At 49.6% G+C, this 19,299-nt stretch carries 15 protein-coding genes; 9 read left to right on the top strand and 6 right to left on the bottom strand.

Annotated features, from left to right (window positions below):
* Window positions 1-256: 256 nt before the first annotated feature.
* From ACOTSW_RS02240 to ACOTSW_RS02220, 5 genes are all read left to right on the top strand, one after another.
* Complete coding sequence (locus ACOTSW_RS02240) at window positions 257-991, top strand: ribonuclease T2 family protein (RefSeq protein ID WP_423680770.1); 735 nt, start codon at window positions 257-259, stop codon at window positions 989-991.
* Between the two features lie 139 nt (window positions 992-1,130).
* Window positions 1,131-2,063 (top strand): hypothetical protein, encoded by a 933-nt coding sequence (locus ACOTSW_RS02235; protein ID WP_423680769.1) that lies wholly within the window; start codon window positions 1,131-1,133, stop codon window positions 2,061-2,063.
* Window positions 2,064-2,293: 230 nt separating this feature from the next.
* Entirely contained in the window at window positions 2,294-3,544 is a 1,251-nt protein-coding gene (locus ACOTSW_RS02230) for an exonuclease SbcCD subunit D C-terminal domain-containing protein (RefSeq protein ID WP_423682233.1), read from the top strand.
* On the top strand, window positions 3,541-7,545 hold the full coding sequence (locus ACOTSW_RS02225; RefSeq protein WP_423680768.1) for an AAA family ATPase: 4,005 nt from the start codon (window positions 3,541-3,543) through the stop codon (window positions 7,543-7,545). The genes ACOTSW_RS02230 and ACOTSW_RS02225 overlap by 4 nt, the downstream gene beginning before the upstream one ends.
* A gap of 141 nt (window positions 7,546-7,686) precedes the next feature.
* Window positions 7,687-8,016, top strand: a complete 330-nt coding sequence (locus ACOTSW_RS02220) for a DUF2322 family protein (RefSeq protein ID WP_423680766.1) — start codon at window positions 7,687-7,689, stop codon at window positions 8,014-8,016.
* 204 nt (window positions 8,017-8,220) lie between these two features.
* On the opposite strand, the gene ACOTSW_RS02215 is transcribed toward ACOTSW_RS02220, so the two are convergent.
* From ACOTSW_RS02215 to ACOTSW_RS02200, 4 genes are all read right to left on the bottom strand, one after another.
* A complete protein-coding gene (locus ACOTSW_RS02215; protein ID WP_423680765.1) occupies window positions 8,221-8,562 on the bottom strand; it encodes a phage tail protein in 342 nt (113 codons plus the stop codon).
* Window positions 8,563-8,637: 75 nt separating this feature from the next.
* The gene (locus ACOTSW_RS02210; RefSeq protein ID WP_423680764.1) at window positions 8,638-10,839 is read right to left on the bottom strand and encodes a PGDYG domain-containing protein; all 2,202 of its coding nucleotides are present in this window, start codon (window positions 10,837-10,839) and stop codon (window positions 8,638-8,640) included.
* Between the two features lie 21 nt (window positions 10,840-10,860).
* Window positions 10,861-12,336: a toll/interleukin-1 receptor domain-containing protein gene (locus ACOTSW_RS02205; protein ID WP_423682232.1), complete on the bottom strand. Its 1,476-nt coding sequence runs from the start codon at window positions 12,334-12,336 to the stop codon at window positions 10,861-10,863.
* 108 nt (window positions 12,337-12,444) lie between these two features.
* On the bottom strand, window positions 12,445-13,677 hold the full coding sequence (locus ACOTSW_RS02200) for a hypothetical protein (protein ID WP_423680763.1): 1,233 nt from the start codon (window positions 13,675-13,677) through the stop codon (window positions 12,445-12,447).
* A 296-nt stretch (window positions 13,678-13,973) separates the two neighbouring features.
* Here ACOTSW_RS02200 and ACOTSW_RS02195 point away from each other — a divergent pair, with 296 nt between their 5' ends.
* Entirely contained in the window at window positions 13,974-14,285 is a 312-nt protein-coding gene (locus tag ACOTSW_RS02195; protein WP_423680762.1) for a single-stranded DNA-binding protein, read from the top strand.
* A 228-nt stretch (window positions 14,286-14,513) separates the two neighbouring features.
* Window positions 14,514-15,221, top strand: coding sequence for a substrate-binding periplasmic protein (locus ACOTSW_RS02190; protein ID WP_423680761.1), 708 nt, complete (start codon window positions 14,514-14,516; stop codon window positions 15,219-15,221).
* Between the two features lie 58 nt (window positions 15,222-15,279).
* Here the strand turns inward: ACOTSW_RS02190 and ACOTSW_RS02185 are convergent, their stop codons facing one another.
* Window positions 15,280-15,420: a DUF3149 domain-containing protein gene (locus ACOTSW_RS02185; protein WP_423680759.1), complete on the bottom strand. Its 141-nt coding sequence runs from the start codon at window positions 15,418-15,420 to the stop codon at window positions 15,280-15,282.
* Between the two features lie 324 nt (window positions 15,421-15,744).
* Here ACOTSW_RS02185 and ACOTSW_RS02180 point away from each other — a divergent pair, with 324 nt between their 5' ends.
* Window positions 15,745-16,896, top strand: a complete 1,152-nt coding sequence (locus ACOTSW_RS02180; protein WP_423680758.1) for a GNAT family N-acetyltransferase — start codon at window positions 15,745-15,747, stop codon at window positions 16,894-16,896.
* A 152-nt stretch (window positions 16,897-17,048) separates the two neighbouring features.
* Window positions 17,049-17,867 (top strand): substrate-binding periplasmic protein, encoded by an 819-nt coding sequence (locus ACOTSW_RS02175; protein ID WP_423680757.1) that lies wholly within the window; start codon window positions 17,049-17,051, stop codon window positions 17,865-17,867.
* A 3-nt stretch (window positions 17,868-17,870) separates the two neighbouring features.
* Here the strand turns inward: ACOTSW_RS02175 and pssA are convergent, their stop codons facing one another.
* Complete coding sequence (gene pssA, locus ACOTSW_RS02170) at window positions 17,871-19,241, bottom strand: CDP-diacylglycerol--serine O-phosphatidyltransferase (RefSeq protein ID WP_423680756.1); 1,371 nt, start codon at window positions 19,239-19,241, stop codon at window positions 17,871-17,873.
* Window positions 19,242-19,299: the final 58 nt, after the last annotated feature.

Raw genomic sequence — 19,299 nt, 5'->3', positions numbered from 1 at the left:
TTGCCCGATTCCTGCGAAGACTACGTTCAGCGAGCGACCAGTCTAGACAGTAGCAACTGCTTTATCAAATTTACAGTTGCCATATTTAATTTACAAATTTGTCATATTCTCGTCATATCCTGACGGTAACTTTTCGCTGTTGCCGCACTGGCAACAAACTCGGCGCGTTCATGTCTCAGCGATGCGCCCTCACCTCACTGATACGTCAGTGTATTTCGCTTTAAAAACAAATAAACATTAACCTCAGGGAAATTATATGTTGTCAAAATTAATCAAGGCGTCAGTCGCTTTATGCGTTTCCATGCTGGTCAGCGTTGCAGCTCAGGCGCAATCGTATGACTTCGTTTTACTTGCCGCGTCATGGCAGCCAGGTTTTTGCGTGACTCACAGCAGCAAACCAGAATGTCAGAATCTGAAAGGTACATACGCTGCTACGCATTTATCTTTGCATGGTCTGTGGCCAAATGCTTACGATGACAACCATCCGCAATATTGCAATGTCCCACAAAGAGATATCGATCTGGATGCCAGCAGCGCATGGTGCAGCATGGATTCCTACGGTGTCAGCAGCTCTACCTTGTCGGTGCTGAGCACTTATATGCCGGGCGTACAATCCTGCCTCGATAAACATGAATGGTACAAACACGGTAGCTGCAGCACTAAAACAGCAGATAACTACTGGGGCGACGCGAGCAGCCTGAGCAATCGTCTGGGCCAAACCGCACTGAACACACTGATCGCGAACAACGTTGGTAAAACTTTGTCGCGCTCACAATTGCTGGCAGCAGCGAATACATCGTTCGGCAGCGGCGGTTCATCCGCAGTGTCACTGAAATGTACAAAAACCAATGGCGTCAGCTATCTGACTGAAGTCTGGGTCAATCTGAATAAAAACAATCTGAGCCAGTTCCCTGCATCGACATCGCTGGTCACTGATGCAAACGTCGCGGGTACATGCCCAAGCACGAATATTTTCATCGCCAAGCCATAATACAGGCAGAACCGTATTGCTGACGGTATTTAAAATTACCGGCTGCAATACAGATGCAGTTCGAAGCGGTTATCCGTCTTGATTACGGATAACCGCTACACATCAGTCACAACATCAATACGTTGCCGGTTATCATTTCATGTCTCATAAACAATTGCTGGCATTCTCTTTATTCCTCTCCGGTCTCGTGCTGACGCTGGTGTTCGCCACGCAAACGCCTGACGACAACAATCCTGCGACGATCCGATTGGTCACGTCCGGCAGTTCAATAACACCGTTTGGCAACAGCAACAGTCTGAACGAGATCCGCTCAGCGGAACCGCTGACAGCGGCCACAGGCTATACCGATCCGCTTGAGCTGAGCAAGGATTTACGCGCGACTTTCGAAAAAAACAAAGACGCACAAGATGCAGCACGCCAGCAACTGGCTTATCGCGCCTGGCGTACCTGCATGCCGAATTTCGCCGGCCCCGCTGCCGATCACCTGCGACGACAGATGCAAACGCTGGCGGATAACACTCCACAAAAAATCGCCTACCGGCAACTGACAGAACGTTGCAAAAATTTCGATCAGCTGTCTTCCGATGAAATACTCCAACAGCAACAGACACAGCAAACACGCTGGTCGGGCGGCGCGGTCAGAACAGCGGGAGAACAGGCAACACAATTCCTGCAACAGGATCAGTACACTGCCGCCATACAGGCTGCCAATGCCGCGCTGAAAACGCGTAACCCGCAAGCGCTGGAATCCCTGCGTGGCTTTGTCGGAACCTACCTGCGCAGCAATAGCCTAGATGAAGAACAACAGGCAACACTCAGCATACGTGCACAAGCATTCACACTGGCAGCATGCCAGCTCGGTTATCCTTGCATGGCTGACAGTCTGGCGGCTACCGAGCAATGCGTATACAGCGGCATCTGCGAAGGCAATCTGCGTGAGCGATTGTTGGCAACGTTGCCGCATGATGCGAGCGGCGAACGACAACGCCGGCAACTATTCAGTGACACCGATCGGATATTGCAAGAGTTACAGAAGGCAAACCCGGATATACAAACGCTATTGAAACCCTGAGTCTATATGCGCTTCTCCAAGGATTTTATGTCTGCACGGCGCATAAAATATAGGGTACATATTTTCAGGAGCACTAATATCTGGTCAGCCATTTTGCGCGCAGCTCTGGTAAAGTCGGTGCTATCTGTTTAACCGCAGGACGTTGATGTTCCCGCTGATGTGCCCCGAAAGCGGCACTCCGCAATCCGGACAAAATGACATCACGCCGCGACCGCATTCAAAGGCTTCCCTTGCGCTTCATACACACTTCCGACTGGCATCTCGGCCAGACCTTACATCAGTTTGACCGCAGTGTTGAACATCAGGCTTTTCTCGACTGGCTGAGCGATACGCTGGTCAGCGAGCAGGCCGATGCCTTGCTGATCTGCGGCGATATTTTTGATACCGCCAATCCGTCTGCTGCCGCCCAAAAGCAGTTTTACCGTTTTCTACAACAAAGCAAAAACCGCCTGCCACACTTACATATAGTCATCATTGCGGGAAACCATGATTCGCCGGGTCGTCTCGAAGCACCGGCACCTTTGCTCGATGATCTCGATGTGACTGTCATTGGTTTCGTGCCGCGACTGGCCGATGGCAGTATCGACATCGCATCGTTGCTGGTGCCGCTGAAAAATGCACACGGTGATATTGCCGCCTGGTGTATGGCCATTCCGTTTCTGCGTCCGGGTGATGTGCCGCGCATAGAACAGGCCAATGATCCTTACATGGAAGGTATTGCGCTGCTGTATCGTCAGGTCTTGCAACACGCTAACGACATCCGCGCACCACAGCAAGCCATTATCGCGCTGGGTCATTGCCATATGGTGGGTGGTGAAATTTCTGAAGAATCCGAACGCCGCATCGTCATCGGCGGCACAGAAGCTTTGTCTGCAAATATGTTCGATGCCAACATCGCTTACGCGGCGCTCGGACATCTGCATCTGGCGCAAAAAATCGGCAAGCTGGAACACCTGCGTTATTGCGGCAGCCCATTGCCCTTGTCTTTCGCCGAAGTGGATTATCGCCATCAGGTATTACGCGTCGATCTGCAAGACAATCAGGTCAGCGCGATTACGCCGCTGTATGTGCCGCGTGCAGTGGCCTTATTGCGCGTGCCGGAAAAGCCGGCACCGCTGGCACAAGTGCTGGTGGCACTGACTGCACTGGATATTCCGCACGATACACCCGCCGAACGTATGCCGTTTCTGGAAGTGCGCGTGCGGCTGGACGCACCGGAACCCGGCTTGCGCGCAGCAATAGAGCAGGCGATCGAAGGCAAACCTGTGCGGCTCGCTAAAATCGACACCAGCTTTGCGCAAAGAGAAGCAAGTGCGACATCCGATGTTGCGCTAGCCGAGCTGGAACGCCTGCATCCGGATCAGATTTTTGATCGTCTGTATCAAAGCAAATTCGGTGACGAAAATCAAACCGGAACACCGCCGGAAATCAGCGCGGCCTTTGCCGAATTATTGCTGGTAACGCCGGAGGTGCAGGCATGAAAATTCTGGCACTCCGGGGTAAAAATCTGGCCTCGCTGGCGGGTGAATTTGTCGTCGATTTTGAACAGGAACCCTTGCGTTCTGCTGGCTTATTCGCGATCAGCGGTGCGACTGGTGCAGGTAAGAGCACGCTGCTCGATGCGCTCTGCATGGCCTTGTATGAAAATACGCCGCGTCTGGTAAAAGCCGGTGGCAATAAAACCCTGCCGGATGGCAAAGAACTGATCTCGCAACAAGACACCGGTAACCTGCTGCGTCGTGGCACGGGTGAAGGTTATGCAGAGGTGGATTTCACCGGCAACGATGGCATCAATTACCGTGCGCGCTGGAGTGTGCGCCGTTCACGTAACAAGGCGAATGGCAGCCTGCAACCAACCACGATGACGCTGCATCAATTGCCGGAAATGCTGGCGATCGGTGGGAAGAAAACCGAAGTCAAAGACGAAATCGTCAAACGTACAGGACTCAAATTTGAACAATTCACGCGCGCTGTTCTGCTCGCACAAAATGAGTTTTCCAGCTTCCTGAAAGCCGACGATAACGAGCGCGGCGAATTACTCGAAACCCTGACCGGCAGCGCTATTTATTCGGAATTGTCAAAGCGGGCATTTCAAAGAGCCAAAGAGGAACGCGAAGCACTTGAACGCTTCCAAAACCGCCTTGCTGACCAGCAGCCCTTAAGCGAAGAAGAACGCGCAGCACTGGAGCAAAGAACCGCGGCAGCACAGGCAATGCTGGAAAAAATAAATGACCGTAGCGCCAGACTCGAACTCCATCTGCGCTGGCATCAGGAAGCGGAGAAATTCGCACAAAGCGAGCAAGCCGCGCTATCCGATTTGCAGGAACGCGAACAAGAATATGCCATCAGCCTGCCGCGCCGGCGCCTGCTGCAACAACTTGATCAGGTGCAAAGCGCAAGACCTCTGTTTTCCGATCTCAACCGCCTGCAACGAGAGCTGATGCAGGACCAGACAAAAACAGAAGATGCCCGGCAGCAGTTACAGCAGGCACAACAGGTACAACAACAAACGCAGGCAGCGCTCGCGCTGGCACAGACGCAATTACAAAGTAAAGAACAGGAACAGGCTGCCGCAGCCGTCCTGCTCGATACGGCAAAAGCACTGGACGCCAGCCTGGACGTCATACGGCCTGCGCATCAGACTTTACAGCAAAATAAAACGCAGGCCGATCGCGTATGGACCGAGGCTGTCGCGGCAGCGGAGAGTAAGCGTAATGAACTGCATCAGTTACAGAAACGTCTGAGCAGCGCAGCGCAGTGGCTGCAACAACATGCTGCTCTGCGCGCACTGGCCGGGCATTGGGATAAATGGGACACTCTGTTATCTCAGGCCGCCGTCGCCCGCGCCGACCATGAACGCCATCAGGCCACCATCCTGACGCTGGACGCAAAGCAGGCGATGCAACAAGAGCAAATCACACAGCACGAAGCCAGCCTGCACGCTGCCGAACAGGCTTTGGCAGCAGCAGAGCAACAGCGTCAGCTCGCCACCCAAGCTTACACCTTGATGGATATCGCCACACTGCGCCGCGACAAACAGGCAGCAGAGAATCAGCGTGAACAACTCCGCAGCGGCCTGCAATTAGTGATGCAGTTGCAAGAAAGCGATAGACGTTTGCAGAATCTGCAAACACAAACCGAGCAGGCACGATTAGCGATTACGGCTGCTCAAACCGCAGGCGAGCAAGCAAACGCAACATTGCCGGTATTGAGCGCAGCTTTGCAACAGGCCGAACGTGCACTCAGAAGCGCAGAAGCAGCCTGTGCCGACAATGTAGAAAGTCTGCGTGCGCAATTACAGGACGAAGCGCCCTGCCCTGTATGCGGCGCGACGGCGCATCCGTATGCGCAGGCCGACAGTAACCCGCAACTGCATGCGCTGCTCGCGCAACTGCAAGCGCAGGTGCATGATTGCCGTCAGCAAGAACAGTCAGCCCGCGAACAAATCAGTCACTATCAAACGCTGACAACACAACACCGTCAGCAGTTAATACAACTGGAACAGGAACTCAGCACGCTGCATGAGCAAAGGGAGAGCCTGCTGGCGCAATGGCAGCAACACGCGATGTTTGCAGTGACCGCGACAAAACATATAACGTTTCTGCAAACACACGAGGCACTCGAACAACAACAGCAAGAAGTTAATCTGCGATTTGCAGAAATACAAAAAAAAGAGTCCATTTATGATCAAGCCTTACAGGCAAAAGATGCCGCGCAAGCCGCATGGGATAAGGCGCAGCAGTTATATCTCGGTAGCAAGGATACCTACAGTGTGCTGCAGCATGCATTAGCGAATATTGCAGCCGAACGTGCAGGCTGTGCAGAACAGATCGTCCTTAGTCTTAGTCGTCTTGATGACTTACTGAGCGAACTCGATGCCGCGTTTGCCATTGCAGAAACAGACGACATTGACGACCGTCTGAACAGTAACAATAGCGGAGGTGACAGCGGCAGCCTAGCTCAGGAATCATGGCGTGATGACTGGTGTGCGTCACCTTCAGAGTTTCACCGCCAGTGCCGGCAAAATGTTCTGGTGTGGCAGCATCAGCAACAAATTCATCAGCAGGCAGAAGCCGGAATTGCAACGCTGACCATCAGTCTGGAAAATAGCCGGATTCAGGAGCAAAAAGCCTGCAATGATCAGCAAGCTGCCGCCCTCGCACTCAGTAACAGCGAACGCGCACTCAATGACAAACTGCGACAACGGCAGGCGTTGTTTGACGGTGAAACAGTCGCTGTCGTCAGTACGCGCTTCACCGAAGCGATACAAGCAGCAAAAGCGCAACTGGCGGAACAGTTGACGAATGCCAGCACCAGCGAGCAGCAACTGAGTCGTGCCAGAGAAGCCCTGGCACAGCTTCAGGCGCGTCATCATCAGCACCAGCAGGAAGCAGACAATGCGCAAGTAAAACTGACTGCCTGGCTGGCAGACTATAACGCGCACACTGCCACTGCCGGGAATAATGATCTCAGCGCAGATCACAGTGATCATGAGAACGATACGCGCGACGACACAATCAACGAGACTCAGCTTCATGCTCTGTTAGAACAAAGTAATGAATGGATCAGTGCCGAACGCAGTGCACTGCAAACCATTTCCAACGCACTCCAGCATGCTGCCACAGTTTTACAGGAACGCCGCCAGCAATACCTTGCCCATCAGTCACAACGCCCACCCGTCTTAGCGCTGCCAGATATTGAGGATCGTGAGGGTGAGGCCGACACCAGTAACGAAAGCAAAGGCAGTGCTCATCATCCCCAGGGTAATTTCATAACGCCGCAGGATGAAGAAAATGTCGAAGAGTACAACAGCGAAGCCATGCACATCAAGGACTTACAGCAACGTCTGCAAAGCCTGCATCAACACCGGCAGCAAGCACAACAACAACTGAGCCGGCATCAGCTGGAAACCGCTCAAGACAATGCCCGCAGACGGCAATCAGCCGACTTACTGCAGGAGATGCAACGACAGCAGCAACGCTACCGGATCTGGGGACAATTGAATGAACTGATAGGGTCGCAGGACGGTAAAAAATTCCGCAACTATGCGCAGCAATACACACTGGACGTACTGCTTGCCTATGCCAATCAGCACCTGAATCAACTCGCACGCCGCTATCGCTTGCAACGCATCAGCGATAGCCTGGGATTAATGGTCATTGATCAGGATATGGGCGATGAAAACCGCTCTGTGCATTCGCTGTCAGGCGGCGAATCCTTCCTCGTCTCACTCGCGCTGGCGCTTGGCCTCGCATCACTGTCCAGCAATCGTGTGAAAGTCGAATCGCTGTTCATCGACGAAGGCTTCGGCAGCCTCGACGCAGATACCCTCAGAGTGGCAATGGATGCCTTAGACAGCCTGCAAGCCCAGGGTCGCAAAGTCGGCGTGATCTCGCACGTACAGGAAATGACCGAACGCATCAACACGAAAATCATGGTACAGAGAACGGCGGGAGGACGGAGTTTGGTGGAGATTTTATAAATATCAGCATTTTTTACTGGTCAAAATCGGATCATATTCAACATGATCGCGAGATCATTTTAGAATGTTGCATGTCTCCAATTCCGCAAGATCATCGTTCAAACAACGCTTGCACAAACTCATTTTTACAGAAAGATTCCTATGCAATTCAGTGAAATTTTAGCTACCTTACCTACCATTGATCATATCGCCGCACTGGAACTATTTGACGGTGATGTGCTCGTCGCACGTCTGGAAAACAAGCCCGGCACCGCAGGCAGTGTGCGCGTTTATCATGCATTGATGCAGGAGTTCGGTGAGATTAATGCGGCTGCAGCAACCAAAGGTTTGCAGTTATATGCTGAGCACACCGCTGATGCCAAAGCATTTCAGGGTAAACATCCGAATATCGATCGTCTGCTGACGCTGATCAGTAATGCGGATGAACATACCGATACGCAGTCTCTTACAGTTAAACTGATTCAGCAATAAGACAAGGGAAGTGGCTCTGCACGCTGCGGCTATTCCACACGCTCTCCCCTAATGAATATGCGCCTCAGCAGCCATTAATGACCGGTGAGGCGCATATTTATGGGGAGATTGATTTTATTTCTTTATTTCTTCAATTGGCTGGCTGCGTTTTTGATCGAAAGAAATACGCTGAGCAAATCATCACCGGTGATAATTCAACGAACATCAGACAAATCTGATCAACTGAGAAATCACCGCATTCGCTGGTCGTTTCCCTGGGGCGCTAGCTTCAGGGCGATCGCTGATGACAGACAGGGTCGTCGTATCCATGCGCGGGATTCTAAACTGCCCATCGCTACCGCCGTACCGATAGCCGATCACCGCAAACAAAAGTGGATACTGCGCTGCGTTCAGCATTCTGCCATCGCACAGCATCCATCCGGATGATTCAATCACGTTCTTTGTCACATCGCCGGCAAAGGCCACAATACTGCCAACAGGTGCTTGAGAATAAACAACTCCGGTACCCCCGGAAAGATTGGGTATCGCTGCGCCAGATGTTTGCATACTGTTCTCTTTCATTGCATGTGTAAACGAAGGCAGCGTTGAGATAATGCCTCGTCAAATAAGCATAGCTGAATATCAGCCTCCCGTCGCAGCCTCTACCGGACGCTCATGATGCAGCGCATGCCAGTTAGCCTGATCAAGTATAAATACCCTGCCTATGCTGAGAATAGCTGCATACGTGATCTGATCTGTATTGACATCATTTTGCAGCGAGGCCTGCGCACGCAAAAAGACCTGCACATTTTTGAATGCCGCAACCATCGCTTTCGCTCTCCGGATTTCGCTTTCCAGGCCAAAATTATCGAGCACCTTTTTATTTGCGGCCCAGAAACTCAGCGACGCAAGCGTAATAATGATAAGGAAATGATGAGCCATACCATCTATTCCTATGTGCAGAAACGCTTCAAAAAAAGTATTAATGGCAATCAGCATTACACACAGGATAAAACAAGACAAACCGATTCTGGCTCGGGAAGACAGATAATTCGCCGCCAGTTCACGACGCTTGAGCAGGATATTTTCATGGTAACGAAGCTGAGCTTCGATGAACTCTTCTTTTACCCTTTCAAGCGCATCCGGTGCCGTAGTCTTATTCTGATCAGATTCTTGCAGGTAGATTGCTCGCAACGCATTTTTGATCCAGTGATTATCTTCACTGTCGATAGTCGGTAAAGCATCGGCAACACTTTCGCGTAAACCGGAATAGTTCCAGTACTGTTGTACTCGCAGACACTCTGCGAGCAAACGATAATCCTGATGCTTGCGTTCGGATTCAGCACGCTTGGCGCTGCCATAGCGGAAAAATGCGATCAGCAACGCAGCCAGATAAATACTGAGAAATATTGTTCCGGCATAGTGTTCCCAGGTAGCAGAGGCGCACCCGGTAAATGCGAAAGGATCATTTTCTTTACAGCCACCTGAAAGTTCGGTGTAAGCAGCGAATGCAATCGCCGCTATCATGCCCAGACTGACCAGCGAACGGACACGCAGCAAGCATTCCTGGAAAAAAACCTGTAAGCGGGAATGACGCCAGCTATAAATTAATCCCCCGTTTTGCGCAATGCGCCTCGTCGTTGAATACACCAGCGTCTGCCAGGCATCCTGATATCGTGACGCCAGCGCATCGGCAATCGTATGCATACGTTCAGTTGTCGTATTGCCGGGAGTAATATTGCCAACTGCTGACGATGGCTGTTGCTCGAACGCCAGTACTTCAGTATTAAATAAATTTAATTCCTGCAATTGATTGCTGAGAACCTTTAATTTCTTAAACCTGACTTTCTCTTCAACCGAGGTCAGAGTCAGGCCACGCCAGATTTCAGCCATGTCAGGTAAGGTCTGGCGCAATGCCTGCCATCGCGTCAGGCGTCTGGCCTTAACGCTGACACTCGCTTGACGCCCGAGCTGACTCAGTAAGTGCTGGAATTCCTGTTTGCCCAATACAGGTGCAGGTTGCGGCAACGCATGTAAATTCTGATTGCCTCCTGACTGCGCCGTCCCGCTAGCCACTGCTGCCCAATAAGGTAAGCCTTTGCTGTAATCATTCAGAATCGTTTGTACAGGATGCTGCTGTTGATTTGAGCGTAAAACCAGACTGCAATTCTTTAATAAAATCGCGGCCTGCTGCTCGTCGGCACTGCGTCCGGACTCCAATGAAATGCTGCTGTCGATTTTGCTGAGCTGCTGCTGTGTGAAATGGTATTGCTCCAGAATGCCAGACGTAGTCGCACGTAATATACGCAGTGGCGTGGCTGGCAGTAGCATACTGAGTGCCGTTAATTGCGTGAGTGTCTGCTGATCCAGTTCGTCTGCAACTCCGATCACCAGAGGAACCGCATGTTGCTGTAATACGTAAGTCGCAGCGAAAATATCGTCAGCAATAATGCTCTGACTCTGATCTTCATACTGTACCAGCCAGCTTCCGGGTTTGCCTTGCAAAACACCGGCGCCACCAGCCAATGGCAATTTTAAATCGGTCTTTAAACGGATTGCCAACACGCGCACCGGCAGACTTTGATAGCGCCCAGATTCGCCGTCATTCGTTGGGGCCAGCGGCTGATATTTCTGGTGGAATTTTTCCGGACGTACCGGCCAGCGTTCGCCGCTGATTCCTGTCACGATCGCATCACCCGGAAAACACTGCACCGGACCTTCAAGGGTCTCTATGGTTTGTTCTTTGTCAGAAAATACGACATCAAAAGAGAGTATTTTTTTTTCATACGGCAAAGCACCGTAGTTCTGCTGCGCTTTTAAATCAATCATCATCATTTCAGACATCGGTCATTTATATATAAAAATTTATGCGTGACGCATCAATGGCGGCTGATGCTGATTCACCCAGAAAGCCAGATTCGTCAATAACGGTAAGCTGGCACGTGCACCGGCTTTAATTTCCATTTCCTGAATAATTTTTTCAAATCGCTGACGATAATAAGATGCTTCATCTTCGTCGAGACGTGCTGTTGCATAGCGCAGCGGCATAAAAAAGGTTTCCCCCTCCCGTTCTTTCGGAAAGCATTCAAGAATTTCTCTGGCGGACATATCAATATCCACTGCATAAAATAATTCAGGCTTGCCACCACGCAGCAATTCCCGGCTGAGCCCCATGAAACATCGCTGGGTTACCGAATGTTTCCGAATACCGAGTTCTTCCGTCAGTTCACGGAATACATGGACATCCTGCATAACGCCTCTGGTATCGCGTCCGCTGAAACTGCGGCGGATATCATCCTCGGTCATGGCGCCGGAAAATCCCGGGCAAAGCTGATTAGGATTGGTCAGCACCTTTGAGCTACGGCGTTGAAAAATCATGTGTCCATCATTAGAAAATACGAGCCCGCTGATACCGGTATGATTCGCCAGTTTGCTTTTAGAGAGCGCTTCCAGTTTTCCGTCCCGATGCACTTCGTCGCGCAAAGTGCCGCCGACCACGTCGTCAAAATCCATCGCCATATTAGTTTTGACATACTCGAAATAGGATGTCGGCTGGAAAATAAATTTAATTTTTTCACCGCCAATGACATCTGCCAAACGGGCAGTTTCTGTGTCATAGAATGATTTCCCGCGATGGATGGCATCGGCTTTATATTCCTCGAATGCCTGTCGGGAACCTATTTTCGCTTTAAAAAACTCATTTTTTAATTCGACTTCCATCTGTTCTTCGTCACGACCATCATTCGCATTCAGCACGGTAACTACCGGAATCCGGTAACTGTCGCCCGCTTCATTTTCCACCGCCAGTATCTGCGGCTGATCCGGATAGCGTTCCAGCATATCTATTAACGGGTCAAGAAAACGACGCAAACCTGATGCAGGTTTATCTTCGCGCAACGGCTGTATATGCGACAGGACACTGCAAATCTGCGTCAGAATTTTTTCAAAATCTTCGCTCTTGGGTGACGCCAATGTCAGTGCGTTATATTTACTCAGCAGGCAAATTTCTTCCGGTAAAACCTGCGGATCGGGCATAGCAGCACCGCTGATCAATAGCGGCACAATAGTTTTACCCAACGCGATTGCCGTTTTTATTTCCCAGACGACCTGATCTTCAGTCTCGATACGTTTCTGTATTTCTTCCATCCACGCAGGGCCGATCACAACGACAATCAGACTGGCGGCGCTAATCGCAGTTTGCAGACGTAATTTCCAATCGGCGGCGACATCAATGTTTTCCACGTCGAGAAAGACTTCATCTTGTCCCAGCTTTTTATCTAAAGCTTCGTGCAAGCGTGCAGAAAATTGTTCACTGTCTTTCCTGCGATACGAAATAAACACGGCACTCAAAAAAATCTCCTTCAAACCTCATATGCATACTGACTGACAATCCACATCAGTCAGTACGCACCAGTTTTAATATACTGTCGTTAATAATCTTCGCGCGACTCAACTTAGCATCATCATTGACGCACTTTTCGGATGACGCAAAAGATCGGTCAATACCTGCCAGCGCGCATCCTGATCCTTTGTTCCTGCATGTCTTTCTATGTAAGCCTGCACCACATCCTGACCAAGATTGTAGTTGATGACATATGACCGTAAATGCTCAATAAAGCGCAGTCTCTGTTCGGAACGTGCGGCATCCGACAGACTGTATTTCATCAGCATCAAGAGCGCAGTATCCCTGTCAATCAGGCTATCCAGGTATTGTCGCGCCACCATATTTCCGGCGTAAGACAGTTTTTGTAATACGGCCTGTATCTGATAGTAACGTTCGGCTTTAGCCGGATCAATACCAGCCAGCGGGAACAACACTTCTTTTTCAAACTGCATGCGTTCCGCGTGAGGAAACGCGACCTCAATACCATAATTGGCACTGCCTTCAGCCAGCAACGACATCGGTGAATACAATGGATATATCGCATACTCGATCCAGCCTTTTTCTCTGACCAACTCGTTTTCTATCAAGACGTTGAAGACATGATGCCCCGGGTAAGCTTCATGACTGGCAAGATCAATCGCGCGGCTGATGAACATCGGGAAATCAGTATTGACTTCGATCAGGCTGTGGCTGTCGCCCTTGTACCAGTTGTAAGCGCTCCAGACTTTATCCTTCACATAAGCGACCTGAAAGCTCTCGTTCTCAGGTAAGTGAATGTAACGTCGGGTGCGCGCACGCGCTTCGTTGATCGCGGCAGTAAAAACGGCATCGAGTTTATCGCAGGGAATTTCGAATTGTTTGTGGTACGCAGACAATCTGGCATTCAGATCTTCACCCTGAATTTCTGCGGGTAACAATGTCGCGAGTTCTGCCAGAGTAATGTCAAGATCTGCCGTGGTCAGCGGAGGAGATACCGCATCGTATAAGGCCAGTGATTCCGTATCGAATGATGATTTACCACCATTGAGTTGCGTGATAAAAGCGTTCACTGCCCGTAACTGCTTCATTAAAAATTGCTGTCGCTCATGCTGATCTTGCGGCGGTGCAGGCAAACTTTCCGCCCGCCGCAATATGGCGCCTGCTTGCGCCGATAAATCAGGCAAAGGAACCAACGGTGCTTGCTGCGCTTCGGTTTGCCATGATGGAGGGCCGATATACGCGTCCACATAGCTGCTGTCATGCCGGCCGACAGCAAGAACGAGTCTGACGTATTCTTCTGCAATCTGGTTGAGAGTCACGATATTTGGAGTGAAGGATAGAAACAGTGCTGAGGCTAAATCGGATTAACGCCCTTGTGTAGCTCGCAGTATAAGCAGAATGGGAATATATGTATGTTTTAGCGAAAACGATGCTTGCTTGATTCCCGCGTCCGGCGTCAAATCCGTTTCGCACACTTAGCGTCTGACGTAGAATTGATCGTACAAGACATCGCGGCAACGGTGGCGTAAGCGCAACAGCGACAGTATCTGTACAGCAAATACGAAACAAGCTAAAACCTCCGTGATATCACACCTGCATAAAGGAGAAAAACACTATGATAGATGGATTAATCGCTGGCCGTATGTATGGCAGCGCAGAAGAACGCAGCGGTCAGGCAGGTTCTGCTTATGTCACCTGTAAGGTACGCGCCACGACAGATGATGGCGATACGATCATCTGTAATGTGATTGCCTTTAATGATAATGTACGTCAGGCCTTGCTTGCGCTGAACGATGGCGACAGTGTCTCACTGTCGGGAGCATTGACGCCGAAAGTGTGGGTTGATAAACAAGGAAAGCCACGCCCAGCCATCGATCTGATTGCACATAAGATTCTGACCGTGTATCCGGAAAAAACGTCTGTCTGACATTAACAGCTCGACCTCACACCTATCAGTTAATTAAGTTTTCCTCCGCGGCTGTCCACCATACGCTGATCAATTACGCGTTCAAATTTCTTTCACATCTTCTTACAAAGTTGCATTTCAGATCTGAATCAGCCAACATTAAGCTGTGACGATGACATGATTGGCGTGATTTCTCTGATTATAAGCAGCGCAGTGATAAGGGCTGATATGAGGTTTTTCCGGATATGTATGTTACTGAGCGGTGCGTTGATGAGCTGGGAAGTGCAGGCTCTGGAACTCCTGTTTCATTTTTCCGCTTTGCCGCCCTACGTAAAAGAAGATCCTCGTCAGGGTTTGGTACCGGAAATCGTCACCAAGGCCTTTGCCACTCAGGGCATACAGTGCAGGTTTATCCGTTCAAATAATAAACGCATGGAAACGGAGGTGGAAGCCGGGACTGCGGATGCCGGCTTTGCCGGAATTCCCGTCAATAATCCGAAAATTTTTTTTTCAGACTCTGTTATAGACTTTGAGAATGTCGCAATCACTCTGAGCAGTAAAAATGTGCAGATTAATTCTTTGTCAGATTTGTCGGATAAAAAGATAGTCGCGTTCAGCAACGCACAGAGAGTCCTAGGTCCGCAATTTGCGCAGGCAATCAAAAATAATCCATCGTATTCGGAAGTCGGCGATCAGGCTTCCCAATTACCGATGCTTGATGCTGGCCGCGGAGATGTAATCTTACTGGACTTAAGGGCATTCCAGTATTTCGCCAGATTACTGCATGGTAAAACGGAAGCAAAAAGCCGTTATGCGGTACACCATTTATTCAAACCCACGCCCCGTCTGCTTGGCTTTCACAAGAGTGAATACCGCGATCAGTTCAATAAGGGTCTGAAAGCAATACAAAAAAATGGTGAATACGCCTCCATTCTTGATAATTACCGCAACGATTAAACAACCTTCAGGCAACCGGAGTAATCCGGTCACCCCAGCCATGAGTTAGCTGCACAGCTTATTTTTTTTGCTGTTCTTCTTCACGCATATGCGACAGGAAATAGCGAATGAAAAATATCCCCATACCAATAATAAACATAACGACAGCAATGCTCATCAGGCCGTAGTCAGTAGAAAACAAATCGATTAACAGTTTCATTTCCATTCTCCTTTAAGGTAATTTGTGCAAGAAGTATGGAGTGCTTACTATCGTCAGCTTTTGATTTGTATCAAGGTAGGACAATGACAAATGCCGGTCGCGGCTTTATCCGAAAGTGATGGGGCAGGTCTGCAGCCAAACGCGATAAGCAATTGAAAGAAATTGTTTAACGGCATCGTTGTCGCAGTATGATCTCTTGCAAAAAAATAACTTTTATGGGATAAGTGGTCTGTTTCAATTTGTTACACAGTCTTTAAAAATACGGACGGATAAAGTCACATTAATACACCGCCTCATTGCCTGCGTGCGCCACTGTTATTTTCAATGCATAAACTCAACAAAATCATCATCACCAAAGAAGAAGATTTCGAAGCACTTGCGACCGCGTGGCGTGCTTTAGAAACGAAAGTAAGCTATCTGCTGCCGTTTCAGACTTACGACTGGAACCGTTCATGGTGGAAAGTATTCGCTCACGAATCATTTTTTCATAAAAATGAACTCGCCATCTGTGCAGTATATGACGCGGATCAGCTGGTTGCGGTAATGCCGCTGATGAACACCCATGTAGGGCTGCATTACTTTTTCCTGTACCGCTACGTTCGTCCATTTGGAGGCGATCCTAATCTGACAGAGTTACGTGTGCCGCTCAGCTTGCCGAAATATGCAGAACAGGTTCTGCAACTATGGGAAGAGTTAACACGTTGTGAAACCTTTGGTCTCACAGAGTTTCAGATCATAGGAGCAAAAGCGCCCGCAGATCACTTTATCCAGAATAACGAGGCGCTCTTTCCTCTGACTGATCGCACCATCCCCAATTTCGTATTGTCTCTGGGTAAGGATTGGAACAGCTTTAAATCCGGACTGAAACGCAACATCAAAGAGTCTCTGCGCCGCTGTTATAACGCTCCCAAACGTGACGGTCTGGAAATTAATTTCCGCGTCGCGCAGGGATGTACCAGCATCCGCCAACTGTTGCCGGTGTTTTATACCCTGCATGGTGCGCGGGCATCGGCAAAAGATACGATAGAACATCCGGATTATTTTTCCCATCCACGACACAAAGCCCTGCTGGAAAGCCTGCTGGAAAGCCCGTTTGCAGACCGTATCTGTCTGTTCTGTCTGGAATTGAATGGAAAAATAGTCGCGATGCGCCTTGCATTCAATATGGGTGATGAACTGTATTTGTATTATTCAGGTTACGATCTGGATTACGCACAATACAGTGTCATGACAACATTAGTTGCAGAAGCAATGCAATGGGCGATCGGACAAAAAATTGATCGTGTTAACCTTTCAATCGGCGAGGATGTATCCAAAACCCGCTGGGGTCCCGCCGTGATTAACTATGTTGAATATCAGTGCGTAAAAAATAAGGCATGGCGCCGGTTGATCGGACATCAGATTTTCCGTATGCGAAAAATCAGAAATCAACGGAGCGCTGCGCTGAATCCGGCCTGCGAAACAAAGACAGGCTGATACCCGTGGTAGAAATGTGTCATTGTATTCGGCTGTCTCATTCACGGTAACTCCGGATATCCTCTGGCTCTGATCGTGTAAACAGTTTAAATTGGTAACATGTATATAAAAAATGTCGTGGTTCACTGCTGTTTGCCAACAATTTCCGGCTGATGATGATTCTGTCCCGCATTTACCGCTGTCCACAGATCACTGCTCGCTATCGCTCACTGGTAGCGGTATGTCTGTTATTTTTCTGCTCTTTGTCTGGCGCACAGGAATTACAGATACTGACAGAAAACTGGCCCCCGGTTACTTTCGGTATTGACACAAAAGCAGACGGCATGGCGGTAGAGGTTGTCAGGGCAATACAGACAAAAATAGGAAACACTCAGCCGATTCAGGTATTGCCATTTGCGAGAGGATACAAAGCCTTACTCGAAGAGCCTAATGTTTTACTTTTCACGGTAGGACGTTCGGAAGAGCGCGAGAAACTCATGCATCTGCTCGGGCCGGTTGCGATCTCCGACATTACACTCTATACCCGCAAAGGGAACGCAGCCAATCTGCAACGACAAGGCGATGCGATCCGTAAATTGAAAGTCGGCACCTACCGCTCCAGTATTTTTGCAGATACAGCACGTAAAAAAGGCTTCTTTAATCTCGAACTGGCAGTATCACCACTCGTTATCGCAAACATGTTAATGGGTAAGCGCTTTGATTTATGGGTGGAAGGCAGTGTTGTTGTTCCCGCTATCCTGAAAGACGTGGGCTACTCGTTTGAGGATGTCGAGCCGGTCATGGTGCTTGATACTCTGGAGTTGTATCTGGCGTTTTCTGCAAAAACACCGGCCTCAACTGTCAAGCTATGGGAAGAGGGACTACGCTCAATTAAGAAAGATGGCAGCTTCGCCAGAATCTACCGTAAATGGCTGCCGAATGAGGTGCCACCTATGCAAGTCATTCATACCACGCCGACTGCTCAGCCCTGATACTCACAACACCCGGTAAGCGAGGCGGTCCAGCCTAATCGTACTCAGCCGCGTTAATAATTTCCGGACCGGTGCAGGATAATCCTTGACCTTATCGAGCAAACGATAATCGCTGATCAGCGTCGTATGCTCAATAATTTTAGCCAGCTCCGTGTTTCTTTGTTCCAGTAGTTCCTGTCGCGGATCATGGATTAAAAGCGCATTTTCCAGATCAAGCCGGAATGCTCTCGGATTCAGATTATTTCCGGTCATCAGCGCATAACTCTGATCAACCCACAGTCCTTTGAGGTGATAAGTGTTATCCCCATCTTTCCACAACCGCAGCCGAAGCAGATCTTTCTGAATATCGGACTGATGCGCTTTGGCGAAACGCCTCAGATTGACCTCATACAGATAAGGAAGAGCCGAAATCACTTTAAAAGGCTGTTCGGGCGGAATAAAAAAATCATTTGCCACTTTATCGCCAACGATAATCTCCACCTTCACCCCGCGTTTAAGCGCACGATTCACTTCTCTGGTCACGGCTCGCGGGAAATTGAAATAGGGTGTACAAATGATGATCTGTGTCTTACTTTCCGCGAGCAGCTGGCATATCACCTTGTTCAACGGATTATCTTTACCGATACCAACTAATGGCGTCACCCTCAGAGCAGGAAGTATTCCGGTGCGCTGCTCCACGAATTTTTCCTCAAACTGATAACGCGCACTTTTCAAGTGCTCGCGAAAGCGGCGAATATCGTTGCGAATAGCGCGCGTTGCAGGAATCTCCGGTTTATCGAGACGATGTACAGCTGAGGCCAGCAGCAAATGCTGGCGTATAAAATCGACCATCGTGGTCGCTAATACAGAATTGTGAAGCAGCAAATAACGATCATGCCGGTATTTATCCTGCTTATGCAGATACACATTATTAATACTGGCACCGCTATAAATCACCACGTCATCAATAACAAAACCTTTGAGATGCAATACGCCGAACAACTCACTGGTCTGTACTGGAATACCATACACCGGTACGACGGCCTCATGGGTAAGGTTGAGTTTCTGGTACCACGCGGCATTCCCGTTTGGTTTTTCCGCTTCTCTACGCTCACCGATCAGGCCTCGTTGCGCCCGGTGCCAGTCCACCAATACTGTAATGTCCAGCGAAGGGCGAGCGGCTTTGGCAGCATACAACGCTTCCATGATCTCGGCGCCGGCTTCATCGTTCTGCACATATAAACTACACAGATAAATTCTGTGTTTCGCAGCAGCGATCTGCTTCAGTAATTCCTCCCTGTATTCGATCGCACTTAACAAGGTTTTTACCGCATCCGTCTGCAACGGAATTGCGGGTAACTGATCAGGGCTCAAACGGGAATTCAGATAGCGCATAAATGGATATCGCAAATAAAACGGATGCGGATAGTCACACCGAAGACCATCGGTAATA

Source organism: Undibacterium sp. WLHG33 (genome assembly GCF_049544815.1).
Lineage (GTDB): Bacteria > Pseudomonadota > Gammaproteobacteria > Burkholderiales > Burkholderiaceae_D > Undibacterium.
Note: the sequence above shows the minus strand (reverse complement) of the source record. Positions and strands in the feature narration are given on the sequence as shown.